The sequence below is a fragment of the Polynucleobacter sp. UK-FUSCHL-C3 genome (assembly GCF_040409815.1).
Lineage (GTDB): Bacteria > Pseudomonadota > Gammaproteobacteria > Burkholderiales > Burkholderiaceae > Polynucleobacter.
The window spans coordinates 1,172,497-1,198,602 of record NZ_CP099959.1 but is presented as its reverse complement, the minus strand read 5'-3'; the positions used below and the strand labels follow the sequence as shown (position 1 = coordinate 1,198,602).

General features: G+C 46.2%; 27 protein-coding genes and 2 tRNA genes. 16 read left to right on the top strand and 13 right to left on the bottom strand.

The genetic code is table 11. The features are described from left to right. Nucleotides 1-54 precede the first annotated feature (54 nt). From pstC to phoR, 6 genes are read left to right on the top strand one after another with little or no spacing between them, the layout of a single operon-like run. Nucleotides 55-1,041, top strand: a complete 987-nt coding sequence (pstC, locus tag NKE59_RS06100; protein WP_353439923.1) for a phosphate ABC transporter permease subunit PstC — start codon at nucleotides 55-57, stop codon at nucleotides 1,039-1,041. Then, nucleotides 1,041-1,895, top strand: a complete 855-nt coding sequence (gene pstA, locus NKE59_RS06095; protein ID WP_353438095.1) for a phosphate ABC transporter permease PstA — start codon at nucleotides 1,041-1,043, stop codon at nucleotides 1,893-1,895. Before pstC ends, pstA begins: the two co-directional genes overlap by 1 nt. After that, complete coding sequence (pstB, locus tag NKE59_RS06090) at nucleotides 1,892-2,740, top strand: phosphate ABC transporter ATP-binding protein PstB (protein ID WP_353438094.1); 849 nt, start codon at nucleotides 1,892-1,894, stop codon at nucleotides 2,738-2,740. Before pstA ends, pstB begins: the two co-directional genes overlap by 4 nt. A gap of 11 nt (nucleotides 2,741-2,751) precedes the next feature. Continuing rightward, nucleotides 2,752-3,456, top strand: a complete 705-nt coding sequence (gene phoU / locus NKE59_RS06085; RefSeq protein ID WP_353438093.1) for a phosphate signaling complex protein PhoU — start codon at nucleotides 2,752-2,754, stop codon at nucleotides 3,454-3,456. Nucleotides 3,457-3,460: 4 nt separating this feature from the next. Next, on the top strand, nucleotides 3,461-4,168 hold the full coding sequence (gene phoB, locus NKE59_RS06080) for a phosphate regulon transcriptional regulator PhoB (protein WP_353438092.1): 708 nt from the start codon (nucleotides 3,461-3,463) through the stop codon (nucleotides 4,166-4,168). 51 nt (nucleotides 4,169-4,219) lie between these two features. Next, nucleotides 4,220-5,515, top strand: a complete 1,296-nt coding sequence (phoR, locus tag NKE59_RS06075; protein ID WP_353438091.1) for a phosphate regulon sensor histidine kinase PhoR — start codon at nucleotides 4,220-4,222, stop codon at nucleotides 5,513-5,515. Here phoR and ppk1 read toward each other — a convergent pair. Further along, nucleotides 5,481-7,574, bottom strand: a complete 2,094-nt coding sequence (ppk1, locus tag NKE59_RS06070) for a polyphosphate kinase 1 (protein WP_353438090.1) — start codon at nucleotides 7,572-7,574, stop codon at nucleotides 5,481-5,483. The two genes, phoR and ppk1, sit on opposite strands and share 35 nt — an antisense overlap. A 192-nt stretch (nucleotides 7,575-7,766) precedes the next feature. Between ppk1 and NKE59_RS06065 the strand changes: the two genes are divergently transcribed. Continuing rightward, nucleotides 7,767-9,221 (top strand): Ppx/GppA phosphatase family protein, encoded by a 1,455-nt coding sequence (locus tag NKE59_RS06065; RefSeq protein ID WP_353439922.1) that lies wholly within the window; start codon nucleotides 7,767-7,769, stop codon nucleotides 9,219-9,221. Here the strand turns inward: NKE59_RS06065 and NKE59_RS06060 are convergent. The 4 genes from NKE59_RS06060 to NKE59_RS06045 all read right to left on the bottom strand — a co-directional run bounded on the left by NKE59_RS06060 (nucleotide 9,218) and on the right by NKE59_RS06045 (nucleotide 12,543). Continuing rightward, entirely contained in the window at nucleotides 9,218-10,165 is a 948-nt protein-coding gene (locus tag NKE59_RS06060) for a GNAT family N-acyltransferase (protein WP_353438089.1), read from the bottom strand. The genes NKE59_RS06065 and NKE59_RS06060 overlap by 4 nt on opposite strands. Nucleotides 10,166-10,253: 88 nt before the next feature. Continuing rightward, entirely contained in the window at nucleotides 10,254-10,652 is a 399-nt protein-coding gene (locus NKE59_RS06055) for a diacylglycerol kinase (protein ID WP_353438088.1), read from the bottom strand. Beyond that, a complete protein-coding gene (locus tag NKE59_RS06050) occupies nucleotides 10,652-11,680 on the bottom strand; it encodes a glycosyltransferase family 1 protein (protein ID WP_353439921.1) in 1,029 nt (342 codons plus the stop codon). The genes NKE59_RS06055 and NKE59_RS06050 overlap by 1 nt, the downstream gene beginning before the upstream one ends. Further along, on the bottom strand, nucleotides 11,680-12,543 hold the full coding sequence (locus tag NKE59_RS06045) for a UDP-2,3-diacylglucosamine diphosphatase (protein ID WP_353438087.1): 864 nt from the start codon (nucleotides 12,541-12,543) through the stop codon (nucleotides 11,680-11,682). Before NKE59_RS06045 ends, NKE59_RS06050 begins: the two co-directional genes overlap by 1 nt. 11 nt (nucleotides 12,544-12,554) lie before the next feature. Between NKE59_RS06045 and NKE59_RS06040 the strand changes: the two genes are divergently transcribed. After that, nucleotides 12,555-13,376 (top strand): lysophospholipid acyltransferase family protein, encoded by an 822-nt coding sequence (locus NKE59_RS06040; RefSeq protein ID WP_353438085.1) that lies wholly within the window; start codon nucleotides 12,555-12,557, stop codon nucleotides 13,374-13,376. 1 nt (nucleotide 13,377) lies between these two features. Here the strand turns inward: NKE59_RS06040 and NKE59_RS06035 are convergent, their stop codons facing one another. Both NKE59_RS06035 and NKE59_RS06030 read right to left on the bottom strand, forming a co-directional pair. Then, entirely contained in the window at nucleotides 13,378-15,483 is a 2,106-nt protein-coding gene (locus tag NKE59_RS06035) for a TonB-dependent receptor (RefSeq protein ID WP_353438084.1), read from the bottom strand. A 93-nt stretch (nucleotides 15,484-15,576) separates the two neighbouring features. Further along, a complete protein-coding gene (locus NKE59_RS06030; protein WP_353438083.1) occupies nucleotides 15,577-15,981 on the bottom strand; it encodes a hypothetical protein in 405 nt (134 codons plus the stop codon). Nucleotides 15,982-16,063: 82 nt separating this feature from the next. Here NKE59_RS06030 and NKE59_RS06025 point away from each other — a divergent pair. Then, nucleotides 16,064-16,140 (top strand) — tRNA-Pro (locus tag NKE59_RS06025). 40 nt (nucleotides 16,141-16,180) lie between these two features. Here NKE59_RS06025 and NKE59_RS06020 read toward each other — a convergent pair. The 5 genes from NKE59_RS06020 to NKE59_RS06000 all read right to left on the bottom strand — a co-directional run bounded on the left by NKE59_RS06020 (nucleotide 16,181) and on the right by NKE59_RS06000 (nucleotide 20,575). Further along, entirely contained in the window at nucleotides 16,181-17,404 is a 1,224-nt protein-coding gene (locus NKE59_RS06020; RefSeq protein ID WP_353438081.1) for an MFS transporter, read from the bottom strand. Nucleotides 17,405-17,463: 59 nt separating this feature from the next. Then, complete coding sequence (locus tag NKE59_RS06015) at nucleotides 17,464-17,691, bottom strand: hypothetical protein (RefSeq protein WP_353438079.1); 228 nt, start codon at nucleotides 17,689-17,691, stop codon at nucleotides 17,464-17,466. A gap of 29 nt (nucleotides 17,692-17,720) precedes the next feature. Beyond that, entirely contained in the window at nucleotides 17,721-18,248 is a 528-nt protein-coding gene (locus NKE59_RS06010; RefSeq protein WP_353438077.1) for a hypothetical protein, read from the bottom strand. 122 nt (nucleotides 18,249-18,370) lie between these two features. Next, nucleotides 18,371-19,726, bottom strand: a complete 1,356-nt coding sequence (locus tag NKE59_RS06005; protein ID WP_353438076.1) for an amino acid permease — start codon at nucleotides 19,724-19,726, stop codon at nucleotides 18,371-18,373. A gap of 6 nt (nucleotides 19,727-19,732) precedes the next feature. Next, on the bottom strand, nucleotides 19,733-20,575 hold the full coding sequence (locus NKE59_RS06000; protein ID WP_353438074.1) for a class I SAM-dependent methyltransferase: 843 nt from the start codon (nucleotides 20,573-20,575) through the stop codon (nucleotides 19,733-19,735). Between the two features lie 113 nt (nucleotides 20,576-20,688). On the opposite strand from NKE59_RS06000, the gene NKE59_RS05995 reads away from it, so the two are divergent. Then, a tRNA-Arg gene (locus NKE59_RS05995) sits at nucleotides 20,689-20,765 on the top strand. Nucleotides 20,766-21,053: 288 nt separating this feature from the next. On the opposite strand, the gene NKE59_RS05990 is transcribed toward NKE59_RS05995, so the two are convergent. Further along, on the bottom strand, nucleotides 21,054-21,404 hold the full coding sequence (locus NKE59_RS05990) for a DUF3147 family protein (protein ID WP_353438072.1): 351 nt from the start codon (nucleotides 21,402-21,404) through the stop codon (nucleotides 21,054-21,056). A 65-nt stretch (nucleotides 21,405-21,469) separates the two neighbouring features. Here NKE59_RS05990 and NKE59_RS05985 point away from each other — a divergent pair, with 65 nt between their 5' ends. Genes NKE59_RS05985 through NKE59_RS05960 form a run of 6 tightly spaced genes read left to right on the top strand, consistent with a single transcriptional unit; the run spans nucleotide 21,470 to nucleotide 25,530 of the window. Beyond that, nucleotides 21,470-21,826 carry a hypothetical protein gene (locus NKE59_RS05985; protein ID WP_353438071.1) on the top strand — a complete coding sequence of 119 codons (357 nt, stop codon included), beginning with the start codon at nucleotides 21,470-21,472 and terminating at the stop codon, nucleotides 21,824-21,826. 55 nt (nucleotides 21,827-21,881) lie between these two features. After that, nucleotides 21,882-22,850 (top strand): TolC family protein, encoded by a 969-nt coding sequence (locus tag NKE59_RS05980; RefSeq protein ID WP_353438070.1) that lies wholly within the window; start codon nucleotides 21,882-21,884, stop codon nucleotides 22,848-22,850. 3 nt (nucleotides 22,851-22,853) lie between these two features. Then, complete coding sequence (locus NKE59_RS05975) at nucleotides 22,854-24,260, top strand: copper oxidase (RefSeq protein WP_353438068.1); 1,407 nt, start codon at nucleotides 22,854-22,856, stop codon at nucleotides 24,258-24,260. Between the two features lie 12 nt (nucleotides 24,261-24,272). Further along, complete coding sequence (locus NKE59_RS05970; protein ID WP_353438066.1) at nucleotides 24,273-24,755, top strand: cupredoxin family protein; 483 nt, start codon at nucleotides 24,273-24,275, stop codon at nucleotides 24,753-24,755. Then, entirely contained in the window at nucleotides 24,755-25,033 is a 279-nt protein-coding gene (locus NKE59_RS05965) for a copper-binding protein (protein WP_353438065.1), read from the top strand. Before NKE59_RS05970 ends, NKE59_RS05965 begins: the two co-directional genes overlap by 1 nt. Before the next feature lie 11 nt (nucleotides 25,034-25,044). Then, nucleotides 25,045-25,530, top strand: a complete 486-nt coding sequence (locus NKE59_RS05960) for a DUF411 domain-containing protein (protein WP_353438063.1) — start codon at nucleotides 25,045-25,047, stop codon at nucleotides 25,528-25,530. Nucleotides 25,531-26,106 lie beyond the last annotated feature (576 nt).

Below are 26,106 nucleotides of genomic sequence, written 5' to 3'. Positions count from 1 at the left end.
CAAATCAGCTCTAGGTTACTAGGGCTGATTTTGTCTACAAAGGTAGGTATTCGAATGGATGCTGTATTTCAAGGTGGCGCCCTTAGTTCTCAAGCAGTTGGTATTGCTAAACGTCAGCGCTTAATGGATGTTGGCTTTAAATTCCTTACCCAATTCTTTGCCTTAAGCGTTCTCTTTGCTCTCTTGGGAATTATTGCTTCCCTTATCTTTAATGCAGCACCTGCCCTTAGTAAATTTGGTTTTGGTTTCTTCACTACCGTAGAGTGGGACATCATTAATGGCGAGTTTGGCGGCTTAATTGCGATCTACGGCACGGTGATTACTTCGGTCATTGCTCTTTTAATTGCTGTACCACTTAGCTTTGGTATTGCAGTTTTTCTCACTGAGATTTGTCCGGCAAGCTTAAGAAGACCCTTGGGAACTGCAATTGAGATCTTAGCTGCAGTACCTTCCATCATTTATGGAATGTTTGGCTTATTTATTTTTGCCCCGCTATTTGCGCAGTACATACAACCAGCGCTTGCAGGGACATTGGGTCAAATCCCTGGTCTTGGCATTCTGTTCTCAGGCGCCTTTAATGGTATTGGTATCTTGTGCGCCGGACTAATTTTGGCCATGATGATTCTGCCATTTATTGCATCGGTTATGCGCGATGTGTTTGAAATTGTCCCGCCTGTTTTAAAAGAATCTGCCTATGGCATTGGTTGCACCACTTGGGAAGTAGTCAGAAATGTTGTTTTACCCTATACCAAGACTGGCGTGATTGGCGGAATCATGTTGGGACTAGGCCGCGCTTTGGGTGAGACCATGGCCGTGACCTTTGTGATTGGTAATGCACACAAATTAACTGCCTCTTTATTTGCACCAGGCAATTCGATAGCATCTACCTTAGCGAATGAGTTTGGCGAAGCTGAAGTAGGCGCACATTACTCCTCATTATTTGCGCTGGGACTTGCTCTTTTTGCAATCACATTTATAGTGCTTGCCATTGCTAAGATCATGTTGATGCGTATGGAGAAAAATCAGGGAGTAAAAACATAATGTCACGCGACGCATCTTTATTTAGTAAGCGCAAAAGGTCTAACGCGATCGGCCTCACCTTTTCAATGCTTGCAATGGCTATTGGTATGTTGTTTTTATTCTGGATCTTATCAATCCTGTTGTACAAAGGATTTTCAGCGATTAGCCCAGCCTTATTTTTGGCAAACACGCCCGCTCCGGGAACAGAGGGTGGTGGATTAGCCAACCCGATCGTTGGTAGCTTAATGATCGTATCTTTTTGTACGCTGATTAGCACCCCGATTGGAATCTTGGCTGGTATTTATCTCTCCGAGTATGGTCAAAACAGCAAGATTGCCGAGGTAACTCGTTTTGTGACCGATATCATGTTGTCAGCCCCATCGATTGTGATCGGCCTTTTTGTCTATGCCATTATTGTTTATCAGGTAAAGCACTTCTCCGGGTGGGCTGGTACCGTAGCGCTTTCCTTGATTGCGATCCCAGTGGTTGTTAGAACAACCGAGAATATGTTAAAGCTCGTACCGACCACCTTACGCGAAGCTGCGTTTGCACTCGGTGCGCCTAAGTGGAAGGTCTCGTTAACGGTTGTCTTGCGCGCGGCAAAGAGTGGAGTTATCACTGGGGTTTTATTAGCCCTTGCGCGCGTGAGCGGAGAGACAGCGCCATTATTGTTTACCGCACTTAATAACCAGTTCTTCTCCACTAATATGAACGCGCCTATGGCTAATTTGCCAGTAGTTATTTTCCAGTTTGCGATGAGCCCCTATGACAATTGGGTTAACCTTGCATGGGGCGGCGCTCTAATCATTACATTTGCAGTATTGGGTCTCAATATTTTGGCCCGCGTAGTACTTCGTGAAAAGGTAAGCGTATGACAACCACCATGAAACCGATGTTTCATTCTGATATTAATCAAGGCAATGCCGAGTCAGAGCAGGGTGCCAATGTTAGTTCAAACGCCCAGGCTATAAATGCGATTGAAATTAAAAATCTTAATTTCTTCTATGGTAGCTTTCAGGGTTTAAAGAATATCAATCTAAACATTCTTGAGCGTAAGGTCACTGCGTTTATTGGACCCTCGGGTTGCGGTAAATCCACCTTATTGCGTACCCTCAATCGCATGTATGACCTCTACCCAGGTCAACGTGCTGAGGGTGAGATTAACTTCTACAATGAGAACATTTTGGAGCCTGGCAATGATGTGAATTTGCTCCGCTCGCGTATTGGTATGGTGTTCCAGAAACCAACCCCATTCCCAATGTCGATTTATGAGAACATTGCCTTTGGTGTCAGACTCTATGAGCGCCTCTCTAAAGCCGAAATGGACGAAAGGGTCGAGTGGGCCTTAAATAAGGCTGCATTGTGGAACGAATCAAAAGATAAGCTAAATCAGAGTGGTCTTTCGCTCTCCGGAGGTCAGCAACAGCGTTTGTGTATCGCCCGTGGGGTTGCTGTTAAACCATCGGTTCTTCTTCTTGATGAGCCTACTTCTGCGTTAGATCCTATTTCAACCGCCAAGATCGAAGAGTTGATCAACGAGCTCAAGAAAGATTACACCATTGCAATTGTGACCCATAATATGCAACAAGCTGCCCGTGTTTCTGACTTTACCGCCTACATGTACCTCGGTGAGTTAGTCGAATACGGCAAAACCGATCAAATATTTATTAAGCCAGCCAAGAAAGAGACCGAAGACTATATTACCGGTCGCTTTGGTTAACAGGAGACAGCATGAACGATCGCCACTTATCGTCACAATTTGATGAAGACCTGAATTCTCTCTGTAGCAAATTGCTACAAATGGGTGGAATGGTGGAGTCGCAAATTGAAATTGCCATGCGTGGATTCTCAGAGGCCAACATTGATCTGTGCGAGCAAGTCATTGAGCGAGAAAAGTCAGTGAACTCATTAGAGGTAGAAATTGACTCCGCTTGTGCCGAAATCATCGCTCGTCGCCAACCGACTGCGCGCGATTTGCGCTTAGTGATGGCGATTTCAAAAGCGATTACTAATTTAGAGCGCGCGGGTGACGAGGCTGAGCGGGTCGCTAAGCGTTCTAAGCGAATCATCGAGCAAGCCCCAAATTACAAAATTAACGCAGCAGAAATCAAGTTATCTGGACAAATGGCAATCGATCTACTACGCCAGTCCTTGGATTGCTTCGCCCGCCTTGATGCAGTAGCAGCTGCCAAGGTTGTGGAGGATGATAAGCAAATTGATGAAGAGTTTAGAGGTTTTGTACGTAAGTTAATTACCTATATGGCCGAAGATCCTAAGATGATTTCAACGGGTCTTGATCTACTATTTATCGCTAAAGCGATCGAGCGCGTTGGAGATCATGCTAAGAATATTGCTGAGTTCGTTATTTATATTGTTAAGGGCGCGGATGTTCGTCATATATCCCACGATGATTTAGTACGAGAAGCTACAAAATAAGAATATGCCGCGCATTCTGGTTGTTGAAGATGAACCATCGATTGCAGAACTAATTGCTGTTAACTTGACCCATTCTGGGTTCACTGTGGAACGCGCTCTGCAGGCGGATGAGGCAATGCGGATGATTCGGGTAAATAAACCCGATCTCTTGATTTTGGATTGGATGATGCCTGGAAAGTCGGGTGTGCAGTTCACCAAAGAGTTAAGAGCTAGCGCAGAGTTACAGCATTTACCTATTTTGATGCTTACCGCCAAGGGCGCTGAAGCAGATAAAATTCAGGGGCTAGATTCTGGAGCGGATGACTATGTCACCAAGCCATTCTCGCCAAAGGAGCTTATTTCAAGGGTTAAAGCATTATTAAGACGTAACTCTTCATTGGGCTTGGGGGATGAGGTTCTAAGAATTGGCCCTATGCAATTGGATCCAATCACCCATCGAGTTACCGTATCTCGCCAAAATCAAAGCGATCAGTTTGTTAATTTGGGGCCAACCGAATTTCGCTTATTGCAATTCTTCATGAGTAATCCTGAGCGTGTCCATTCGCGCTCTCATCTCTTAGATCGAGTGTGGGGCGATCAAGTGTATATCGAAGAGCGTACGGTGGATGTGCACATCAAGCGCTTAAGAGCGGCATTGGCTGAAGCGGAATGCGATCCCTATATTGAGACTGTTCGTGGCAGTGGGTATCGGATTACTAAGACTCCTAGTTAAGTAAGCTGCCTAAATTTTGAGCATCGTTCTCCGATGCTCTAAGATGTCGCCATGTTCTATGCTATTTTTCGTCTCATCACCATGTTTTTGGTTGCCGGCATTGCTGGTGTTATTGGGCGATCTTTGCTGGGTGAGATAGCAGGGTGGTTGATTGCCTTTTCCATCTTGGCTTATAGCCTTTTATCGGCATACATCAACCAAGAGCGTCTTGATGTGTTTGCCAAAGGGGCGGGGGTTTCAAGCTTGTCTGGCTTTGGACCTGCCTGGTCAGAAATTTTCTTTCGTTTACAACGCATCATTACAGGTCTGCGCAAGGATATTGAACAGATAGAGCGCCAACATAAACGATTTATTGAGGCATTTCAGGCATCCCCCAATGGCATTGTGATGCTGGATGATCAAGATCAAATCGAGTGGTGTAATGCGATTGCTGAACAGTTTTTGGGGCTTCAGTTCAAGCGCGATGCTCTCCAACGAATTCATTACATCGTGCGTAAGCCCGAATTTGTCCAGTATATGATGAGCCGTCAGTACGAGGAACCCGTTGTTCTTGAAAAAATGGGCAGTGCCTCAAGCCTCATTTTGCGACTGCAAGTGTTCCCATTCTCTGAAAATCGACGCCTAATTCTTATTCAGGATATTACCGATCTCAGTAAGGCAGAAGCCATGCGCCGTGATTTCGTAGCGAATGTGTCGCATGAGATGCGCACGCCATTAACAGTCATGATGGGTTTTCTAGAAACAGTTCAAACCCTAGAGTTACCTCCTGAGCAGAAAGCTCAATACCTTGAGATGATGATGGATCAGGGTAAAAGGATGAAAAACTTAGTGGAGGATTTATTGACCCTAGCTAATTTAGAGGCCAATACACAACCTGCGCCCATAAATAGCATTTCAATGAGTTACTTGATGTCGTTGATCAAAAACGATGCCTATGCGCTATCTCAAGGAAAGCACTCCCTTAACTTTGATCTTAAGACTCCCTGTAATTTATTAGGAGAGGAACGCGAGGTCTTGTCGGCTTTTAGTAATTTGGTCTCCAATGCCATTCGTTACACACCGAATGTTGGTTCTGTGAGTGCGACGTGGTCGGTCAATGCTGCTGGCGAAGGTGAATTTTCTGTCACGGATACTGGCCCTGGCATATCACCTGAGCATATTCCGCGCTTAACTGAGCGCTTTTATCGAATCGATCGCAGTCGGTCGCGAGAAACTGGCGGCACTGGTTTGGGACTGGCCATTGTGAAGCATGTCGCCAATCGCCATCAAGCCAATTTGGTGATTGAGAGTACCCCCGGTCGGGGTAGCACTTTTACCTTGCGCTTTCCACCCGCGAGAACTTCTTAAGTAATTCAATCTGTCCGATAAGCGGTTCTTGATTGAGTCGGGTTTTGCTCATGACATAACTGCCATCGGCTTTCATCAGCCAAGCAGAGGCATTGTCTTTGAGCAAAATCATTAAACCTTCTTGGATAACCCGTTGTTTGAGTTTGATATCTTTTACCGGAAAGGCAACTTCAACTCGGCGCAATAGATTGCGCTCCATCCAATCGGCGCTGGAGAGGTATAAGACCTCGTCGCCACCGGCATAGAAATAATAAATACGATGGTGCTCTAAAAAGCGACCCACAATGGAGCGCACTTTAATATTCTCAGAAAGACCTTTGACTCCAGGGCGCAAGGCGCAGACGCCACGCACAATGAGATCAATTTGCACGCCTGCCCGGGAGGCTTTATATAACTCTTCTATGATGGTGGGCTCAAGGAGGGCATTCATTTTTCCAATGATGCGCGCCTTTTTACCTTGTTTTGCAGCCTTGGTCTCAATACGAATATGATGAATAAGTTGCTCAAGCATCGTAAAGGGCGCCTCCCAAATCTCTCGGGTTTCCAGTTGCATCCCAGTGCCTGTTAGCTGCTGAAAGACGTGATGGATATCTTTTGTGAGGTGGGGATCGCAGGTCATTAAGCCAAAGTCCGTATAGAGCTTGGCAGTACGGGGGTGGTAGTTACCGGTACCCAAATGAGCATAACGCACCAAACTGGTCTTACCCGATTTATTGATTTTCTCTTTACGAACAATTAACAGCATCTTGGCGTGGCATTTATGACCCACCACACCATAGACAACGTGCGCACCAACTTCCTCTAGCTTGGCTGCCCAGTTAATATTGGTTTGCTCATCAAAGCGGGCTAAAAGTTCAAGAACAACAGTAACCTCTTTACCATTTTGTGCAGCCTCGATGAGCGCCTCCATGACGGGGGATTTATCTCCCGTGCGATAGACTGTTTGTTTAATCGCTAAGACATCCGGATCTTTGGCTGCTTCACGCAAGAGCTCTAGAACGGGCTCAAAACTCTCATACGGGTGATGCAACAAGATATCAGCGCGCTTAATTCGCTCAAAATAAGAATTTGCAGACGTATTGTGATGGTGTTTGAAGGGGAACGCGGGCACATAGGGTGTAAAGATTAATTTGGGCTTATCGACTAGATCGGGTAACTGGGCTAAGCGCACCAAGTTCACCGGACCATTGACCCGGTAGCAGTCTCGCAAATCAAGATTGTTTTCTTTGCATAGCCGTTGCAATAGATCATCCGGAATATTTATATTGGCTTCCAAACGAACAGCATCGCCCAAATGACGCGAAGGTAGCTCACCTTGTAAAGCCTTACGGAGGTCGGTAACCTCATCATCTGACACAAACAAATCTGAGTTTCGGGTGACCCGGAACTGATAACAACCAAGCACTTCCATTCCCGGAAATAATTGATAAACGAAGGCCTGAATGAATGAGGATAAAAATACGAATGCCTCGGTATCGCCACATAAGCGTTTGGGCATTTTTACAAGACGAGGTAGGGCGCGCGGAGCTTGGACTACCGCTAGGTTTGCCTTGCGTCCAAAGGCATCATTTCCATGCAGCTGCACCACAAAGTTCAAACTCTTATTGATTACTCGGGGGAACGGGTGAACTGGGTCTAGAGCAATCGGGGTTAGTAGGGGTAATAATTCTTCTTTGAAGAAATCTTCCGCCCACGATCGTTGGGCACTAGACCAATGTTCCGTTAACAAAAATTCAATACCAGCCTTCTTCAGATTCGGTAGCAGTACCTGTTGGTAGAGTTTGTATTGCCGGTCTACTAGTGCATGGGCTTGTTGCGATACAAGATCGTAACTCTGCGCAATGGTTCTGCCATCGGAACCTACTTTAACGGGGTTATCGATCAGTTGCTCTTTAATACCTGCCATGCGGATTTCAAAGAACTCATCGAGATTACTCGAGACAATACTGAGAAAGCGGATACGCTCTAGAAGCGGAATCTTTAGATCCTCGGCTTGCGATAAAACCCGAGAGTTGAACTCCAAGATACCGATTTCGCGGTTTAGTAATAAAAGTGACATAAGACTTTATATTTCATAAATATGTCACTTTTATTTCATACAATAATAGGGTTATTAAGATGCTAACACTCTCCTACCTTGTCTAAACCTATATCCCCCAACAAACCTGGCCTAGACCTTGTTGCTGCAGTCGATTTGGGGTCGAACAGCTTTCGCTTATTGATTTCACAGGCCTATATCACCCCCTCAGGGATGCAACTGCGGACCATTGATACGCTGAGAGAGCCAGTTCGACTAGCGGCTGGCCTAACCCCCGGGAAGGTCTTGGATGATGAGGCGATCAAACGGGGTTTAGAGGCCATCTTGCGCTTTGGTGAACGCTTGCGGGGATTTCGTCCTGAGCAGGTAAGAGCGGTTGCTACAAATACGCTGCGGGTCGCCAGAAATGCCCAAAAGTTTGTGCAAGAAGCGCAAATTGCGCTGGGATTTCCAATCGAGGTAATCGCTGGCGTTGAAGAGGCTCGCCTCATTTATATTGGCACCTCGCATGAGGCACCTGCAGTCTCCGGTAATCGTTTAGTGATTGATGTGGGTGGTGGATCAAGTGAGTTCATCATCGGCAAAGGATATGAACCGAAGCTCCTGGAAAGTCTTTATATTGGCTGTGTATCGCACAGCATTCGCTTCTTTCCGAATGGTGCGATTGATTCGCATGCCTTTAAGGAAGCCGAGCTGGCTGCCCGCCGCGAGGTGCAAGTCATTAAAGGACGCTTTCATAAATCGGGCTGGAATCAAGTGATTGGCTCTTCTGGAACGGCCAGAGCCTTAGCTGATTTGATTGCCGATAACAAGCTAAATGGCCCCGAGGAAAAGAATGGTCAAGATTCGACTAGTTCTGGATTAGACGGGGTCATTACCCTGCAGGGTCTAAAGGGTCTCAAGCACCGCCTGCTCGATTTTGATCATATTGACCGGGTCACCCTGATTAATTTAAAAGAGGATCGACGTCCCGTATTACCAGGGGGGCTTTCGATTATGTTGGCCATCTTTGATGAGCTGGGGATTGAACGTATGGAGGTCAGTGATGCGGCATTGCGCGTCGGGGTCTTATACGATTTACTAGGCAGAACCCAGCATCACGATATGCGCTTTGTGACTGTAGAGCAGTTTATGACGCGCTATGCGGTTGATCGTGAGCAGGCTCACCGCCTTGGTACCTTAGCCGCAGAATTTCTTTCTCAATTACCAAAACCTAGCCATGAGAGCAGAAGCGATAATCTTGCCTTACTGGCTTGGTCTGCTAATTTGCATGAGATTGGCCTATCGATTTCCCACAATGGTTATCACAAACACTCCGCATATATTTCGGCCAATGCGGACATGCCCGGATTTTCGAAGAACGACCAGGCTCGACTGGCGGCTCTGCTATTGGGGCACACCGGTAAGTTGGGCAAGCTCTCGAACAATGCCAACTTTAGTGACTGGCGTATGTTGTTTTGTATTCGTCTTGCACATGTTTTATGCCGTTCACGTACAGACGAGCACTTGCCTAAAGTGAAAGTGAGAAGCCCTGATTCAGAAAGCTTTGAGGTGCAGTTGGATCATGATTGGGCGCAAGCCCACCCCCTTACAGAGTTTAGCTTGCGTAAAGAAGCTGCTGAGTGGGAGCGGATTGGTTACCGCTACACACTGAAGCTAACGAACTAATCAGCTTTGTCTAAGAAGTGTTTCGCGTATCGAGGGTTCATTTCCGATAGACGCAACATGGTTAGCAAATCAGCGGTATTAAAGTCTGGATCCCAAGCTGGAGCACTACAGATCTTTGCCCCTAACTTCAGGTAGCCCTTAATCAGGGGGGGTGCATCGACCTGTAGACCACCATTTAAGCGATCGAGCGGTAGAGGTAGTTTGGGGAAGGCATGGTTCTCAACCGGAGCCATTTGCTCGGGGCCTAGCGAGTTATAAAGACTGGCTGCGTAGTGACCACCATCTGCCATCGGAATACTTGCACAACCAAGCATGATTTCATATTGATGTTGCTTCATGTATTGACCCAAGCCACTCCATAGCGCCATGATGACCGCACCCGAGCGATAGTCTTGGTGAACACAGGAACGACCGACCTCCACCATTTTGGGGCGTAAGTGATTGAGGCGAGAGAGATCAAATTCAGAATCCGAGTAAAGGCGACCAATCTCCGCAGCTTTGTGAGGCGCTAAAACGCGATACGTACCAATTACTCTGAGAGTCTCTGGGTCGCGCACTAGGAGGTGATCGCAGTAGGCATCAAATTCGTCGATATCAAGACCATCTTCATTGACGGGGAGACGAGCACCCATCTCCTCAGCGAAAACTTTATAGCGCAGACGTTGCGCTTCTTTGATCTCATCAGCATGCATTGCCCACGAGACCTTAAAAGGGACGCGCTTGGCCTTGCCGAGGAGCTCAGGCACATGCTTGTGCTCCTGCTTTTTATCAACCGCTTGCTCATCCACAGACTTTGTAGTCTCTTTATCCGCTTTTGTAGAGAAAAACTTCTTTAACGGATTCAATTTATCCGTCCAAGGTTTGAGGGGTTCAAACGACTTCGCATCGCGTTTATTAATAAATAAATGATCCAGAGCAGAGAAGGGATTTGGGATATCAGGCATTGTGTTTCCTATCGTGATAACCGTATCCTATAGCCCATATATTACAGGCATAAGACAAGTAAGGTTATTTCGTAAGTCATTGTATTTATTAAGTTAATTCTTGATAAATCACGGCAAACCAGATAATTAAGGCAATTAATAAGGCAAGCATCACTGCGGCCGAGCCAAAGTCTTTAGCCCTCTTGGAGAGGTCGTGATGCTCAAAAGAGATGCGGTCAATAGCAGCCTCCACGCTAGAGTTGAGTAACTCAATCACCAGTACCATGAACAATGACCCAATCATCAAGGCTTTCTCCACCAAGCTAACGGGCAATATGATGGCAATTGGGGTCAGCAGGACCAAGAGCACTAGCTCTTGCCGAAAGGCGCTTTCTTCCTTAAAAGCAAAGATTAGGCCATGCCATGAGTTCTTGGCTGCATGGATAGCTCGTGTGAATCCGCGGTTGCCCTTATGCGGATTTTGTTTGATGTCGTAGGGTTGAGACATTAGGCAGGCACAGTCTGTGCTGAAACCTTGACCTGAACAGGCTTTAAGTGATTAGCAAATTGCTCACTTGCTGCTCTCCATGAGAACTTCTCAGCATGGGCGCGCGCTACCTCGCGTGGGATCTTGAGCGCTTGAAGACAGGCCGTGCGTAGATCTTCATTCATGACACCAGCACTTGAATCGCCCAATACATCAATGGGACCGGTTACAGGATAGGCCGCCACTGGCAAGCCACAAGCCATCGCCTCGAGTAAGACCAAGCCAAAGGTATCGGTTTTGCTGGGGAACACAAACACATCGGCAGCCGCATAGACCTCGGCGAGTTGATATTGATTGAGTACGCCTAGATAGTTCACCAAAGGATATTTTTCTTTGATTTCTTTCATGGCTGGGCCGTCACCGACTACCCATTTGGATCCTGGTAAATCAATTTCAAGGAAGGCATTGATATTTTTCTCGACCGCGACACGACCCACATATAAAAAGATGGGGTGAGCGCTATTTAATACTTTAGAGTCCTGAGGCTTGAAGATTTCTAGATCAACACCGCGCGACCAGATCACCACATTATCAAAGCCATATTTTTCCAAATCATCTTTCACGACTTGAGTAGGTGCCATCACCGCTAAGGATGGGCCATGAAACCATTTGAGGAAACGATAGGTCCAGGCTAAGGGAATACGAGTCCGGGCATAAACATATTCTGGAAAGCGGGTGTGGTAAGCGGTAGAGAAGGGTAGATCATGGCGCAGGGCATATGAGCGTGCTGCCATACCCAATGGGCCCTCGGTCGCAATATGAATCGCATCGGGGGCAAAGTCTTTAATGCGCTTTGCCACTCCTTTACCAGGAAATAAAGACAGCGAGATATCCGGATAGGTAGGGCACGGAATCGTCTTAAATCCCGAAGGCGTAATCATCTCAATCTGATGACCCATCTTATGAAGTTCATAGGTGGTTTGCTTTAGGGTGCGGACTACGCCATTGACCTGGGGCTCCCAAGCGTCGGTCACAATCATTATTCTCATCATGCTTTCTCCACAGAAGGTATTAGTGAGGTTCGTGCCATAAACGCAGGTGATGGGGCACGCGTCGGAAATGAAATTGGTAGGGTGATTGGTTCAAAGCTAATGTCTTCTACCGAATGCTGATCACCGAGGATGTGAGGCCAATGCACAATTTTGAGCTCACCCTCGTGAGTCTCGACAAGGGCGGTGAGGCTCTCAACCCAATCCCCATCATTACAATAGAGAAGGTTATCAATCATGCGGATCTCCGCTTTATGGATATGCCCGCAGACAACGCCTTGGCAATCGCGTAAGCGCGCTTCTCTAGCCATAATCATTTCAAAGTCGGCGATATAGCTCACAGCATTTTTGACCTGATGCTTTAGGTATTGCGAGAGAGACCAGTATTGCAAGCCCATTCGTACCCGCAACATATTGAGGTAGCGATTGAAATACAGAATGAGGGAGTAGAGGTTGTCGCCAACATAGGCTAACCACTTGGCGTATTGCATGACTCCATCAAATAGATCGCCATGGGTAATCCAGAGCTTGCGACCATCGGCAGTAGTATGAATCGCCTCTGGAACAACTCGGATATCGCCAAAGGAGAGACCCAAAAACTGACGGATTGACTCATCGTGATTGCCTGGGACGTAGACCACTTCCGTACCCTTGCGTGCTTTACGCAAAATCTTTTGCACCACATCGTTATGGGATTGTGGCCAATAAATACTTTTCTTAAGGCGCCAGCCATCAATGATGTCGCCGACTAAATATAAGGTATCGGATTCGTTATGCTTTAAGAAATCGAGGAGGTATTTAGCCTGGCATCCAGGTGTCCCGAGATGCACGTCTGAGATCCAAATGGCTCTATAGTGCTCCATGGAACACCACTGTGCCACCGCATTATGAAAACATCGTGACGCTTTGGTGTCAGTTTCATGACAGCGAGATGGTTCATCCCTTTATCATCACAAGGATGCGTGCCAAATCGACATTTTTATTCATACCATTCCTAAAGATCATTGCCCATACGATCAAAGGCATATCTATCCTAATCTGTATCTTTCCATTTGCTAAAGATCAGACAAAAAAGAGACACATTCGGCATTGGTCAATACATCTACTCACTATCTTTAACTTAAAGCATCGAGTCATTAATGCCGAGCTATTGCCCAAGAGTGGGGGATATCTAATTGCCGCCAATCACATCTCCTGGATTGATATCGCTAGCATTCAATCGTTTTTGCCGTGTCGCTTTGTGGCAAAGTCAGAAGTAGCGGACTGGCCAGTATTTGGTTGGATGGCAGAACAAATTGGTACTGTATTCATTCGTAGAGAAAGTAAGAGACACGGCAAGGAGATTGCTAACCAACTTGAGACCCTCTTACCGAATGAGCCGATTTGCATATTCCCTGAGGGAACCTCAACGGCAGGAGACCGGGTCCTAGCATTCAGACCCAATTTATTTGAGTCAGCCGCCCAGACCCAAGTGCAAACCTTCCCCATGACCATTCGTTATGTGGACCAAGATAATCAATACAGCGATGCCACTGCGTTTATTGGTGAGATGACCTTAATTGACTCGATCATAAAAATGCTCAGGACTAAATCGATCACCGTCGAGCTGATATTTGGTCCTAGCCCAGCTACAGACCTAGATCGGAAAGCACTTGCTCAGTACTGTGAAGAGCAAGTGCGATCCCAGATCAAGTAACTCAGAAGTTTGCCCGCACACCGACCATGAGGCTACGTCCTGGTTGGGGAGCATATAAGCGGACTGCCATCGGAGTGGTTGCATAGCGAATGTCATCATTCAAGATGTTCTTTAGCATCATGTAGCTGGTCCAGCTAATCTTATTAACCTTCTCGGTGTAGGAGAGACCTGCATTCAAAAGGTTATAGCTGGGTGTTGGGCCTACCTCCCATGTTGCCAAACGATTTTGTTGGAAGCTATAGGTATAGCTCGCATTAGCTAACCAACCATTCTTCTGATGCGCTACTTGCAGGCCAATACGAGGTGCAGGCTGCAAGGGCAAATTACCACCCGCATCAAAGCTACCTTGTGAGGCATCGGCAAATAAGCGCGCACCGCTACCCACATTGCCCCAGTTATGCGTTATCTCTCCCTCAGCCCCCTTGATGGTGGCAGCAGCTTGTTGAGCTTGGACGACAGAAAAACCAGCACCTTCCTCGGCGCCAGCAGCAATAAACTGCCCAGTGTAGCGACCATAAATATAGTTATTAAATCTATTGATATAAATATTTACTTTACTGCGTACCTCACCCATCGTCTTTTGAACATTGAGCTCTAAATTATGCGAGGTCTCTTTGCTTAAATTAGAGTTACCGACTGCAAAGGTGGCTGTGGACTCATGAATTCCATATGAGTAGAGCTCTTGAGCGCTTGGAGCGCGTTGCGACACAGTGTATGAAAGACCAGTGCCATATCCATTTGCAAAGTTCCAAAGACCGCCTGCTGAATAGGAAAGTAAATTAAAGTTTTTATTTTGAACTTGTGGTTTTGCTGGGTTTGTAGTTGGGCTAGAAAATGGGCCTTCAGCACTCAACACCGTGGATGAATTTGGATTCTGTTTTACATTGTCGTACCGCAAACCTAGGTTACCTTGTAAAGCTCCCCAGCTGCCTTCTTCAATCCAAAATAAGGCATCGGAGTTTGTTTTGGTAGATGGCAAGATGGCATAACTTCTAGTTTTAATTTCTGTCGCCTCGACCGAGGATCGCGTTACTTGGGCTCCAAAAGTCCCTTTCCAACCCATCCATTGTTTATGGGCTAGCTCAAGTCGCATCTCATTAGCAATATTTTTCCAAAGAGCAGCTGGGGTGTATGCGCTTGTTCCAAATTCTGTATGGTTGTAATTACTGTTCGCAGCACTGAACTTAACCGATGAGAACCCCGCAAATGGATCACGGGTTTGATGTTGAAAGTCGTAGCGGTTCTGTGACTGCTTAATCATTCCGCCCTCGGGGGTCGGTATTCCGTAGTTATTGTTTAACCGCTCTACCGAGATACCCGTATAACTTGACTTACCTATATAAGATGCTCCAACACCTAAATTATTTTGATTGTTAAACGAATTTGGCAGCTTTCCTGAATACGGGATATTTTGAGCCTGTCCATTAGGATTAATCTTCCAGTTTGCATTTGGCCCGCCTTGCTCGGCGTATCCCGGAATACGGTAGTTCTGATTGTTATTAATGGCTGTATCCACATGAACAGCCACTGATCCCACGGAGCCTTCAATCACACCCGATGCGGCACGACCATTACTGACCGTGTCATAACTAGTGTTAAGAGCGCCTGTTGGTTTATCAGGTAGGTTCGTAAGGATGCGATCATTGATCACATTCACTAAGCCTCCGCTAGAGCCTGAGCCATAGAGTAGGGCTGCAGCACCTCGTAAGATCTCAATTTGTCTGGCATTAGCAACAGGACTTGCTACTGCATGGTCGGCAGAGATGGCAGAGACATCACCCACTGATAAACCATTTTGTAAGATCTGCACTCGCGCGCCTTCCAGACCGCGCATCACGGGGCGGGATGCTCCAGTACCATAGCCAGTTTGGGACACTCCAAGTTCATTGCCAATGGTGGCACCTAAGGTGGTGCCTAACTTATCTTGCAGTTCATTACCTTGCAAAATCTTGGTCGGGGTCAGGATACTGGTTGTTGATTCTCTCGCACCCGTCACATCAATTTGCATTGGGTTTTGTTGAGCAAAAACAGCGCTTGTAAATGCGGCAGAGGCCACAAGCCACAGGGCCGACCGCTTTGTCGGCAAATAGTTTGTATTGATATTCATGATGACTCATCCAATAAATAACTTTATCTAGTAAAACTAGATAAAAGAATTAATAAACACCACCTAGTGCACACGCACTAGGACACCGAGGGTTTAAAGGATGAGGAAGGGAGGGGCACGAGATTGATAGGGCCGATACGATACCGATTGAATCGGTGTAGAGGTAATGCTAAAAAGACTTTGATGAAAAAGATTGGGAACTGAGTAAGTAACAAGACCGCCTGTAATGATTCCGGCGAGGGTCAGGGCATCAAAGAGCTGGCAGTCAATGGAGCTCTCATCATGACCCAAAAGCGCAAAGAATGAATGCGATTGATCGTTACACCGATCGTGTGTATTTTCTGCTTTTAATTGAACAGCATGCCCACTCGCGGGGTGATCAACGCTATGTTGTAGCCCAAGCCATTGGGTGGTAACCAGGCTTAGTAGCAAAAAGCCAAGCCAGACCCAGAGCCTTAGTGGGCGAAGGGTTGCGCGGGAGTTAGCAATGAACGACATAAGCCTTATGGTACAGGAGCTGTCAAGCCCCCTATTGTGGAGGGAGCTTCTATACGCTATTCAGGCTATAATAAGGGTCCGTCGGAGTGTAGCGCAGCCTGGTAGCGCACCTGCTTTGGGAGCAGGGGGTCCAAGGTTCGAATCCTTGTACTCCGACCACTTTTGATATACCAAGGTCTTGATCAATCAGAATCTAGATCTATTTAGATCTTCTCACCCGGTTTAGTAGTAGCAGTCCCAAAATGGGCCCGGGTAACAGCACCCAACTAATATAGTGATTGAGATACGGCATTAATACCGTACACAGCTGTATTGAGATCATGGTGATACCAAAGCCAATCGCATTCTGAATGGTTAGGGCAGTACCCACGAACTCAGGTGGACAGGACTTTGCAGAGATCGCAGATAGTTGTGGGGAGTCAGCAGCTGCACTCATACCCCAGATTGCCCAGAACATGAGTTGCAACAAAAGAGGCACATCCTTGACCCATGGATAGAGTAAGCAGCACAAACCAGATAGCCCTAGTGCATAACTAGCTACACGCGAGCTGCTAATGGACTTACTCAGTTGCCCGCCGATTAGACAGCCAACTGTGCCCATTGCGATCACCAAGAATGCAAAACCTGATAACTCTATTGGATTACTAATGTGATGGGTGGTTGCGACTAAGACTGGTACCAAGGCCCAAAATGCATAGACCTCCCACATGTGACCAAAATAGCCTAGGGCTGAACTCCGATAGGCCGGGATTGCAAAAATTGTACGAATGCTAATGGGTTTGATCTTGGATTGAGCACTTATTTTTAAATGAGGACCATCGCCTAGCCAAAAGATAAGGACCATGGCAAGCACCGCCAGTAAGGATGAAAACAAAATGACAGATTGCCAAGGCCAATCAACCCCGAAGTAACGCGTTGCATGAGGAAGGGCAGTACCCAATATGAGCATGCCCACAAGTTGGGCTAAGCGCTGAGAGGCTTTCTCGGGGTCCCAGGTAATGATGAGTTTCATGCCAACGGGATAAATACCTGCTAAACATACTCCCACTAAAAACCGGAGCAGCGAACCCATCAGAATGCTATCGGCATATAGCGCAAAGAGAGCGTTAAATAAGGCACCCAATAGGGCGCACAAGGAAAATATACGACTGGGCCTAAAGCGATCTGCAATACCGCTAAATGCAAATAGCAAAGTGCCTGCCACAAAGCCGAGTTGCACTGCATTGGTTAATAATCCAATGCCGGCTAAGTTAATTTCCCAGGCCGCCATCAGATCATCGGCAACGCTATTCATCGAGAACCACAGGGATGTACCCAGGAGTTCGGCAAAGACGATTAAGAGAGAAGCACTACCAGGACTTACTGAGCTACGAGATGGATGGGGAGAATCGTATGAGGTGTTCATCAATAACAATGGCGGCATTTAATAACCACCTCCGAGATTAACAGATCGTGGTGTTGAGGCTTAAATGCTGACCTTACTCAAAATCTCCAGGTAACACCAATTTCGCTGCGATCAGACGTGATACCTTTGCCACTCACTGCATTGCTTGGGGTTGTGCCACTCTGTAAATACGATAGACCGATATCGATATTCTTGTTAATGGAGAATATTGCCGCCACCATCCCGTAGTCATTGACAGCCCCTGAATTTGGCGAAGTATCAATCGAGCTACCAATATCCAAGGCTAATTTGAGCCAGGTGCTCACAATCCACACTGGTGCAATCGAGCCAGAGACTAGATTAGTTTGATAGGGTGCGTAGCTACCACTGATGGATAGTTTTTGTTGTAAGGATTACGGGCATAACTAATATTGGTATGCACCTGAAATGAGTCCCAGTAATAGGAGAGGATGTAATTCAGTTCATAGTTTGTTTTGGCTAAGCCCAAACCTTGCACTTGCTGTGAGGTACTGGCTGGTAATGTAATCATAGGCTTGATGGCCATTCCAAGACCTGAGCCACCATCTCCCATGAATCGCCATTTGAGGCCCAGGATGTTATTTGCAAAGGGGGCGTAAGAGCCACGCGGAGTAGAGTAATACGTTGTGGCGAGAGACATCTCAGTACTCTCACTCAAGCCATAGGTATAAGTAAGCGGAAATGCCTTTGCATTCCCAATACCTCTAAATTCTTCACCAGGGGTTGCTGCCCCGCCTGGATTTCCTGCCACATTGTTATGCAAGAAATAAAAGTATTGCTCGATCTGATTAACGTTCTTCCCAATTGTGCCGGCATCATCGGTATTGAGAGGCTCAAATGCCATAGTCGGCAGTGATACGCAGCTAAGCGCCACGAGTATCACCAATAGCTTCAAGGGACGAATAAGATAAACCATAGACATCGAGTAAAGCCCTAGTGTACTGAGCAAGATGTCAGTTTAATGACCTAGGACACTTTACGAAGTCGAAGAATAAGAAGAGCAATAAGGCCGGCGATCATCACATAGAGGGAGATCGCAGCTGCACCTTTGCTATGGGCGTAGGTAATGCTCGAGTAAGCAAGATAAGCGCAGGATGCACAAAAGATGAGAGGGGTAATGGGGTAGAGTGGTACGCTGAATGGGCGTAAAGTACGATCTTTGAACCGTAGGATAAATAAGCCGACCCCAACCAAGAACAAAAAGATCCAGAACACGGGAGCAGTAAATTCCACCATGGCTTCAAACCCATCGCTCTGCAAAGCTCCAAAACCAACTAATGCAAGACTAATCACACCTTGGACTAAAAACGCAAAGCTTGGTGAACCGCGCGAGGATTCCCAACGACCCATTTTGCTCAGACCCTTCCAATCTTCACCCATAGCGAAATTGGTTCTAGCCCCCACAATCATCGTGGCGTTAATGCTAGTAAGAGCAGCTACTGCCACAAAGAGGCCGAGTAATTTCTCGCCCAGCGGACCAAAGGCAAGACCCAATAAATCGGCAGGCGCTGCTTTGCTACTCGCTAAAGCTTTTAATCCTAAGCCATTAATCAGTGCTAGATTGACCAGAAGGTAGATGACGGTAATTACAAGGAGACTAATCACAATCACACTCACGATGGTCTTGCTAGTACCTTTGAGCTCCGCCGAGATATAGGCAGACTCATTCCAACCCCCAAAGGTGAGTAAGACAAATACCATTCCCAATCCCAACATACCAAGTTGCGGGTTGCTAGAGAACAGAGGCGGGTTATTAACTGCAGGAAGTGGATTACCAAAAATACCAAAGCCTGCAATGATGATGGCAAGAAGACCGCATACCTCCAGAATGGTTAAGATTGTTTGTATCCCTGCCGATGCATGTATCCCAATCAGATTGATGAGAGTGAGCGTAATGACAATAAGAAATGCCCAATAAATGGTGGAGTTGGCACCTAGTGGCAAGACCTTACTCATGTAGTCGCCAAACACGAATGCCAAGAGAGCAATCGAGCCAGTATTAATCACCATTGCCTTAGCCCAACCATATAAGAACGACACATTCTTGCCATAGGCTCGAGTTAAGAAATGGTAATCACCGCCTGCATGAGGGTAGAGAGTTGCAAGCTCGGCATAGCAAAGCGCACCCATTAATGAGATGAGTGCACCAGCAACCCAAATCGTGATGGCCCAACCAACGTCACCGGTAATGCCGGCCACCATGGCAGGGGTCTTGAAGATACCAGCACCAATAACGATGCCAACAATAATGGCAACAGCCCCTAAGGGGCTGAGCAAACGAAGAGGAGAGGCGCTAGAGCTAGCGCCCTGAGAACTCGACATCCAATATTAGCGACGGTTACCGGTGATGCTATTGGTGAGGTAGCCGCCTTTGCCTTCCCCTTTTAATTGGGAACCATTGACAGTCAATTTGACATTATGCAAATTGTTATTGCGATCAATGTAGCCAAAACTGAGTTTGTCACCCTCAAGACTTGGATTGAGAATAGGTTGAGCCTTGCCACCTACCGTTAGGCTGCCACCAATGCGTTGATAGCGCTGCACTAAGTTAAGGACAACCTTGTTTTGGGTCTCAATACCGTCGATAACCCAGTCACCCGCAACATTGGCAGGAACAATCCAGAAATAACCTCTCTGACCAGCCTCAATTTCTTGATCGGCTTCCCAGTCACCCATAGTGAACGCATGAGAAACCACGCGAGTACCTGGTTTCATCTTTAAAAGAATAGGGCGTAATTTCAGATTAAGGTCGGGGAGAAGATAAAGAGTAACAACGGTTGCCTTACTAAAATCTTCTTTAAAGATATCGCCATTAATAATCTTGACACGATCGCCTACGCCAGCACGAACCGCATTGCGCTGAGCAAACGCCGCCATATCGGGGTTGAACTCAATACCAATCGAACGGGCACCAAATTCTTTAGCAGCCGCGATGGCAATCTTGCCATCGCCAGCACCAAGGTCGTAGACCAGATCATTAGGAGCAACCTTGGCGGTCTTGAGCATTAGGGTGACCAACTCACCACCTGTAGGCATCCAGATCACATCCTTACCTTCTTGGCCCAATCTGGGCTGGTATTTATCATCACCCCCAGCAGCAGGGTATTGGGCAAAGGCATTAAGGGAAAAGGCTAACCCAAGGACAGCTAACCAGGCTTTGAGCATCTTCATACGGTCTCCAGAAAATCATTAAACGTTATAAACAGTGTATTTATAACAGGAGTTTAAAGACCTATCCCAAACTCCCAAGGCTCTAGCATTCCGTTAAAATCCAAGAAGTCCATCTGCCCATAGCTCAGCTGGATAGAGCAACGCCCTTCTAAGGCGTAGGTCGCACGTTCGAATCGTGCTGGGCAGGCCAAATTCAGTAGTTCATTTAAAAGTAGGCTGGAGGATTGTGATCGATTGATCTGATCATGGCTCAAGCTTAAGTAACGTGAGGGTGGCCTTGGTCTAGCGTAGGGTGATCCTGGTTGACTATGGGCAACTGGGTGGTAAGTAGTTTTGTCGGGTAAACCGACATTATTGGGTGAGCTAGATAGAATTTTGAACCTGAAGATCTAGTGTCGGTTTGACCCGACTATTGAATGTTAGGGCTGAGGGTAAACTAAGATTTAGCTACATTTATTTGACGAGGCATGCAAATCCTTTACATCAATCGAATACCTACGTGTTGCATCAGTAGCGCAAATAGCCAGAACAGGACTGCCGTCATCATTGCACACACGCCAAGCGTTACCCAAAAACCTAATTTAGGAAGTAAGTATGGAAATAACAGGAACATCGGTAGCGTTGGAATCACATACCAAAATGTGTAATAGGCATGATTTGCAATCTTCTCATCAGACTGTTTTTCAACATAAAGCCATATCAAAGTCAGCAAAGTAATGAGGGGTAGGGCTGCAATAAAGCCGCCCAACTTATCGCTACGTTTAGCCATTTCCGTGATAAAGACCACTAAACCCGCAGTAATTAAGTACTTTGTAATGATCCAGGCCATCTTATTAATTCTCCTATATTAGGTACACAACAGCAATTCCAAGAAAAAAGTAATATAGTTAGATTATGTTGAAAAAACTGATCCTTATGGCCCTAATCGTATTTGTTCCAGTTCAGTCTTGGGCAATTACGAGTATGGGTTTACAGTTAGAGCAATCTGCAAATCAGCATTCGCAATCGTTAGTTAGTGTGCCTATGCATGCTTGTCACCAAAATGTCGAACAGCATTCCGAGCATGAGCAGGCACAGAACTCAAAAGATGACTCGGGTTGCAGTTCTTGTACCCTGTGCATGGCAATTGGCCTTATTCAAATACCAACTGAATTGGATTTGAGTGACCACCTGCACCAAGTTCCGTCATCCGCTGATAAAACCTGGATCAGCGCTAATTTTTCTAGCTTAATTAAGCCACCCATTCTTTAGTTCCCCTAGCATAAGTCCGCCCACATTTTGGGTTTGATTTTGATTGGAGAATTAAATGAAACATATTTTTCTTGTACTACTTGCTGTGGCAGCGTTTCAAGCCAATGCGGATCCCGTTTGGATTGAGCAAAATAAACTGGTTGGCGATATTGGAGGATGGCGTAAATACGCCAAAGAGAAGGCCGTCCCTGGCTCGCCTGCGCCAAAGGTAAATTTGACCTTAAAACAGGCAGTGGATCGTGCATGGCGTAATCAGCTGGATTGGACCAATTACCTGCCTGGATCAGAGTCCATATCTAATTTCTCGATTTTGAGTTCAGCCCAACGATCGGCTCTGCAACAACGCTACACCATTGCATACGAAATAACGAAAGCCTATTACGAGCTTGTATTGCTTAAAGAGAAGCTGGCCTACATGGAAAATGTATTGGATGCTGTGGCTGCAGCCTCAGAATTAACAAACCGAATGTTTAAGGTTGGCAATACCAATCAATTAAATCAACTGAAACAGCAAAATGAGCTGTATAAGAAACAGCTTGAATTCAAAGCCCTGCAGACAAAATACGACGAGACTCGGGAGCGCTTCTTACAACGCATGAATTTTGATGTGAGTGAAAGCCAGTTTGAAGTTGAGGAGCGATTGTCAAATCCACCCAATGTTTCTAGGCAATTGACGGACAGAGAGCGTAAAGCGATCGATTTAGGCACCATCAATAATCCTGCTTCGGTGCAGGTTCGCTCAAACGCCCGTATTGCATACCAAGCCTATCTCAATCGTCACCAAGCAGCTTTGAAATATAAGAACGAGATATTACCCAATCAAAAGAAAATTTCTGAAGAAAAACTGTTGCGATACAACGCCATGCTGATTGATGTGTTTCATTTATTAGAAGACGCAGAAGATCAAAGCAAAGCAGTCATGCACTACATCGATGCCAATGCAGCCTTATTGATTCAATCGGCACGCCTCGAAAAAGCGCTGATTGATGCGCAGATGGACTTTTCAAATATTAATGCGAGATAAATCATGAATACACGTAGAGCTTTTTTAGCTGGAGCGGCAGTGACAATGGCATCTGCCAGCGTAAGCCGTCACGCACTAGCTGGCCTGCCTGAGCCAGTCATTCAGGCAAGCCCCAATACCCAAGATCCACTTTTTCCAAAAAATGGTCGCAATTACAACCCTGTTGTCACGCTCAATGGCTGGACATTGCCTTGGCGTATGAATAACGGAGTGAAAGAGTTTCATCTAATTGCTGAGCCGGTGGTCCGAGAAATGGCCCCGGGGTTCAAGGCCCACCTCTGGGGGTATAACGGACAGTCGCCTGGACCTACAATCGAGGTCGTTGAGGGTGATAAGGTACGCATTTTTGTGACCAATAAATTACCAGAGCACACCTCCATTCATTGGCATGGGCAGCGATTACCGAATGGCATGGATGGGGTAGCAGGGCTTAATCAACCTGCTATTCCGGCAGGCAAAACCTTTGTTTACGAATTTACGGCCCGCCGACCAGGCACCTTTATGTACCATCCGCATGCCGATGAAATGACACAAATGGCAATGGGTATGATGGGTTTTTGGGTAACGCATCCCAAGGAGAAAAATCCCAATATTGATGTGGCGAATCGGGATTTTTGCTTTTTACTGAGCTCATACGATATTGATCCGGGTAGTTTCACGCCAAACCCCATGACCATGCTGGACTTTAATATTTGGTCTTGGAATAGCCGTGTATTTCCTGGAATTGATACCTTGAATGTACGTTACAACGATAAAGTACGCATCCGGGTTGGTAATCTGACCATGACTAACCACCCGATTCATTTGCATGGCCATGAATTTCAGATTACTGGAACCGATGGTGGGCCAACACCAAAGGCTAACCGGTGGTACGAAGTGACAGCTGATGTTGCCGTAGGCCAAATGCGCCAGATTGAATTTTTGGCAGACGAAGAAGGGGATTGGGCCTTTCATTGCCATAAAAGCCATCACACCATGAATGCCATGGGTCACGATATGGCTAATTTGATTGGGGTAGATCACCGCGGCATGGCTGGGAAGATAAAAAAACTGATACCTGATTACATGGTGATGGGGGAGCGCGGTATGGCGGACATGACTGAGATGGAAATGCCACTTCCAGACAACACAATTCCAATGATGACGGGTGACGGCCCTTATGGATCAGTTGAAATGGGTGGAATGTTCAGTGTCGTAAAAGTGCGTAAAAATCAGCCGCACAACGACTACAAAAATAGCGGGTGGTTTAAGCAGCCACCTGGAACCCAGGCATTCGAATGGAAGGGTAATAAGCCAGCAGAAAACCGAAGTAATTCAGCAGGTAATTCTTCCATGAATCGGGTACATCCGCAGCCTGAAATAGAGGTTCAAGTAAAAAAACCAGCCTCAAATTCACAACATAAACACTAGAGGAAATCCCATATGAAAACCAAAATAATACTAGCTGCTATAGGCCTAACATTAGCCCAATTCAGCTTTGCTCATAGTGAGCAGCATGCTAAAAAGCCGAACCAACCAGCCAACTTTATTCAGGAAGAGTGGGGCATCGGCGCCAATAAAAAAGAAGTAAGCAGAACCATTGTTATCAAGATGACAGATAAGATGCGGTTTTCGCCCGAAAAACTCGATGTACGCCTGGGAGAGACCATTCGCTTCGAGGTAAAGAACGATGGAAAAGTGATGCATGAGATGGTTATCGGGACGAAGCCCATACTGGATAAACATGCTGAGCTCATGTTAAAAAACCCCAATATGGAGCATGATGAACCCTATATGGCACACGTATCCCCAGGTAAAACAGGAGAAATTATTTGGAAATTTAATCGCAAAGGCAATTTTGATTTTGCGTGCCTTATGGCAGGACACTACCAGGCAGGGATGATCGGAAAAATTGAGGTGAAATAATGAAGAACCTTTTATTAAGTCTTATTTTGGGATTGAGCTTTTCAGCAGGTGCTGCGGAATGGACAAAGGGCGAGATTCGCCGTATTGATATCAATGCCAAAAAAGTAACCATCCGCCATCAAGAGATTAAAAGCTTGGATATGCCTGAAATGTCGATGGTATTTCAGGTAGATAATCCAGCTCAATTACAAGATTTCAGCGTGAATGAAAAAATCGAGTTTATTGCTGAGATACGCGATAAAAAGTATTTTGCAAAAGAGATACGCAAGAGTAATTAATGGCGACCTTAATGAGGACTTTAAAAGTGAAAAATAGGCAGTCGATAAGTATCCCTCGCAGGTTATTGCTGCTTGGATTGGCCTTGCTTCCGGTCGCCGGATATGCATCTAGTGAAAAGCTTCAAATTACGATGTGGCGCGGCCCCAAATGCGGTTGTTGTAAAGATTGGGCGGCTTATTTAGAAAAAAATGGTTTTGTTGTAAAGGTTGTTGAAAGTGGCAATACTGAAATGCGCCAAAAGTTGGGGATGCCAGTTCAGTTTGGCTCATGCCATACCGCTCAAATCAATGGTTACGTAATTGAGGGACATGTTCCTGCCCGTGAAATTAAGCGTTTACTGGCAGAAAAACCAAAAGTATTAGGGTTAACTGTTCCAGCAATGCCTTTGGGATCTCCTGGCATGGATGGACCAGAATACAAAGGGAAGAAAGATCCGTATGATGTTTTGGTAATTAGCCTAAACGGCGCGTCATCTGTTTATCAGGCCTACAGGTAATCGCATTGATTTTTAATGCTTTGTGGTTCGTTCAAAAAAAGGACGCAGAGAAATACGATTGCTGCCACTATGATGTGTTGCTGATAAAGCAAAGTATGGATATCCCAACAAAACCCATTGCACAGTTCGTTACACAGTCGATGTTTTTTGACCTAAGCTATTGAAATTGTTAGCCTTTTGAGCAGCCACGAATTCTTCTAAGGCGTAGGTCGCACGTTCGAATCGTGCTGGGCAGGCCAAAATTCTCAAGTATTACAAGCGGATGCAGTGGCAGTGGGGCTGCTTTAGTCCATTGCACAATTATGCTAGTAGGCTGTACGAAGATTAGAAGTAAGTTTGCTCATAGTTTGATCATTTCCTATGACGACTATTCCTGATCTCAAACTCCACTGCCTCTTCAAACTGCTTACGCAACTTTTCCTTGTCGTTGATGCGTTGAACCACGTCCCGACCTGTGACGACTGACTTGTCATTGAGTAGCTCGGTCAGAGTCTTTTTAGGAGGTCTGACTTTATTCTGCAGTCTCTCAGTCATATATCGTCACACCACCACCAGTCTTTCTCGTCCCGTTCGTAT